The following is a 3,445-nucleotide window of genomic DNA, read 5'->3' as shown; positions in this document are numbered from 1 at the left end:
CGTACCCTGCATGGGGGCGTTGATGGCGGCCCGCTCGGCCGCCTGGCGCCGGGCATTGTTGCCGCTCTTGATTTCGGGAAGCCACACCCGGCGCCCAAACACCGTTTCTACGTAGCCCTGGGCGCGGGCCTGCTCCCGCACCTGGGCCATGTAGGCGGCGACCCCAGGAAAGCGGGCGAAATAGCGGTCGATGTAGGACTGGGCAGCGGCACGCTCAATGCCGAGCTGGCTGGCGAGGCCAAAGGAGGACATCCCATACATCAGGCCGAAGTTGATGGCCTTGGCGTAGCGGCGTTGCTCCGGCGTTACCTGGCCGTGGGGCACTCCGAACACTTCTGCCGCCGTGGAGGCGTGGATGTCCTCGCCCGCCTCGAAGGCCTTGAGCAGCCCTTCGTCTCCGGAGATGTGGGCCATGATACGCAGCTCCACCTGGGAGTAGTCCGCCGAGACGATGAAGTGTCCGGGCGGAGCGATGAAGGCCTCCCGGATGCGCCGGCCTTCGGCCGTGCGGATGGGGATGTTCTGCAGGTTGGGCTCGTTGCTGGAGAGCCGGCCGGTCACCGCCACCGCCTGGGCGTAGTTGGTGTGCACCCGGCCGGTTTCCGGGTGGATCATGCGGGGAAGCTTGTCCGTGTAGGTGGACTTCAACTTGGAAAGGCCGCGATACTCCAGGATGAGCTTAGGCAAGGGATAATCCAGGGCGAGCTGCTGGAGCACGTCCTCGTCGGTGGACGGCGCACCGCCGGGGGTCTTTTTGACTACGGGAAGCTTGAGCCGCTCGAACAGGACCTCCTGGATCTGCTTCGGGGAATTGAGATTGAAGGGCTGCCCGGCCACCTGGTGGGCCTTTGCTTCCAGCTCGGCCATGCGGGCTGCGAGCTCCCGGCTCTGAGCCTCAAGCCGCGCCACGTCCAAGAGCACCCCGTGCCGTTCCATGGCGAAGAGCACGTGCATGACTGGCATCTCCAAGGCCTGGTACACGTGGAGCAGCTTGGGCTCCGCCTCAAGCTGGGGGAACATGGCCCGGTGGAGTTGCAAGGTCACGTCGGCGTCCTCGGCGGCGTACTCGGTAGCGCGCTCGAGTGCCACTTGGTCGAAGCCGATCTGGCCCGCCCCCCTGCCGCACACCTCCTCGTAAGTGATGGTCTTCACTCCCAGATAGCGCTCGGCCAAGCTGTCCATGTCGTGGGCGCGATGGCTTTCGAGCACATAGGACTCGAGCAGCGTGTCGTGAGCCACGCCCCGCAGCGCGAGCCCGTGGTTCGCGAACACGTGCATGTCGTACTTGGCGTGCTGACCCAGCTTTGGCTTTCCCCCGTCCTCCAGCCAGGGCTTGAGTCGGGCGAGGACCTGCGCCGGGTCGAGCTGGGGTGGCGCTCCCGGATAGCGGTGAGCAAGCGGTAGGTAAGCCCCTTCATGGGGCTGCACAGAAAAGGAGATCCCCACCAGGCGCGCCCGCATCGGATCGAGATCGGTGGTCTCCGTGTCCACGGCGACCAGCTCGGCGCGATCGAGCCGCTCGAGCCAGGCGTCGAGCTGAGCCTCGGTGAGAATGGTCTCGTAGCGGCGTTCGGGCCGGGGCGCGACAGCTGAGGCAGCAGCCCGAGCGCCGTTGCTCCCCGGGTCCTGAGCCTCGAGCTCCCTCAGCCAGCTCTTGAAATCGAAGCGCTGGAACAAGGCCTGGAGCCGCTCCCGATCCAACGGGCGGGGCTGCAGGTCGTCGATGGAAACGGGCAGCGCCACATCCTGGCGCACCGCCAGGAGCTCCCGGCCTTTGGGCAGCCATTCGAGGGCCCGGCGCAGGTTCTCCCCTGCAACCCCCGGGATCTCTCCCGCGCGGGCCATCAGCTCCTCCAGGCTCCCGTACTGCTGCAGCCACTTGGCCGCCGTCTTGGGCCCCACCTTGTCCACCCCCGGCACGTTGTCGATGGCATCCCCGATCAAGGTGAGATAGTCGAGCACCCGCTGCGGCGGCACGCCGAATTTGGCCCGCACCCGCGCTTCGTCCAGGGTTTCGTTGGTCATGGTATTGACCAGTACCACGTTGGGGCCCACGAGCTGGGCGAGATCCTTGTCCCCGGTGGAGATCACGCAGCGCAGTCCCCGCGCCTGCGCCTGGCGGCAAAGGGTGGCGATCACATCGTCCGCCTCCACCCCCTCCACTTCCAGCAGCGGCCAGCCCAAGGCCTCGATCGCCTCCTTGAGGGGCGCGATCTGGCGGGCCAGCTCTTCCGGCATGGGTGGCCGGTTGGCCTTGTAGTGGGGATACAGAGCCTCGCGGAAGGTCTTTCCTTTTGCGTCGAAAACGCAGCCGATATAATCGGCGTTATGTTCCCTGCGCAGCCTGCGCAGCATGTTCAGCACCCCGTAGATCGCCCCCGTCGGCTCGTTGTTCCGGTTCCTTAAGTCGGGCAGCGCGTGGAACGCGCGGTAGAGGTAGGACGAGCCGTCCACCAGCAGCAATGTCTTCAGCAGACGTTTTTCTTCTTTCGAGGTGCCCACATGAGTATCAGTCACAAGCTTCCTTCGGCGGTCGCCGTCGAAGCGTTGAAGAAAACTTGGTCGGCCCGGGAGTCATGGCGGGTCTTCGGGATTATGTCAGAATTCGTCGAGGCGACGGAACGGCTGAGTGCGGTAATGCCGGCGGTGAGCATTTTTGGCAGCGCCCGCGTCACGCCCGACCATCCCTACTATGCCCTCACGGAGAAAATCGCCCGGCTGCTCTCGGACGCCGGCTTCAGCGTCATCTCGGGCGGCGGGCCAGGCGTGATGGAAGCGGCCAACAAGGGGGCGTTCTTCGGAAAGTCTCCCAGCGTCGGCCTCAATATCCAGCTTCCCCACGAACAGCACGGTAATCCGTTCCAGGACATCTCCCAGAGCTTCCGGCATTTCTTCGCCCGCAAGTACATGTTCGTGAAGCTTGCCACCGCCTGGGTGGTGATGCCCGGCGGCTTCGGCACCCTGGACGAGCTGATGGAAGCCCTCACCCTGGTACAGACCGGCAAATCCCGGCGCATTCCCATCATCCTGGTGCATGCGCCCTTCTGGCAGGGGATGCTGGACTGGTTTCGCACCACCCTGGTCAAAGAAGGCATGATCGATGCCGAAGACCTGGACCTGATCCAAGTGATCGACGAGCCCGAGAAGGTGGTGACTGCCATTTTCGACTATTACGCCACCCGCGGCTTCTCCCCGTCCGAGAAGGAGAAGGAGATGCAGCTCAATCTGTGAGGCACAGGGAAAAGCCTGGGCGCTCGTCTATAATCCGGGGCAACCCTCCGCCAAAGGACGACATCATGATCTCTCATCGCTTCGTCCAGGGCCTCGCTGCCGCTGGGCTTTGTTGCCTCTGGGCTGCGGCGGCTGCCCAGACGCCCGCCGCACCAGCGAAAGAGCCGCCTCCGTCCGCAGGACAGCCGCCAGCCAAGCCGCAGCCCCCGGCCCC

At 65.1% G+C, this 3,445-nt stretch carries 2 protein-coding genes; one reads left to right on the top strand and one right to left on the bottom strand.

All coding sequences use genetic code 11. From position 1 onward, the window contains the following. On the bottom strand, positions 1-2,517 hold a 2,517-nt coding region (gene polA / locus V7Q81_RS15255), incomplete at its 3' end, for a DNA polymerase I (RefSeq protein WP_333845024.1). Between polA and V7Q81_RS15250 the strand changes: the two genes are divergently transcribed. After that, positions 2,503-3,231: a TIGR00730 family Rossman fold protein gene (locus V7Q81_RS15250; RefSeq protein ID WP_333845022.1), complete on the top strand. Its 729-nt coding sequence runs from the start codon at positions 2,503-2,505 to the stop codon at positions 3,229-3,231. The two genes, polA and V7Q81_RS15250, sit on opposite strands and share 15 nt — an antisense overlap. The last annotated feature ends 214 nt before the right edge of the window (positions 3,232-3,445 follow it).

Source organism: Pelomicrobium sp. (assembly GCF_036803785.1).
Classification (GTDB): Bacteria; Pseudomonadota; Gammaproteobacteria; order Burkholderiales; family UBA6910; genus Pelomicrobium.
The sequence above is the reverse complement of the archived record's forward strand: the minus strand, read 5'-3'. Positions and strand labels throughout refer to the sequence as shown.

What these genes read in the sequence shown, in the direction of transcription:
- V7Q81_RS15250 (WP_333845022.1), top strand. Translation starts at nt 2,503, where the DNA reads ATGAGTATCAGTCACAAGCTTCCTTCGGCGGTCGCCGTCGAAGCGTTG.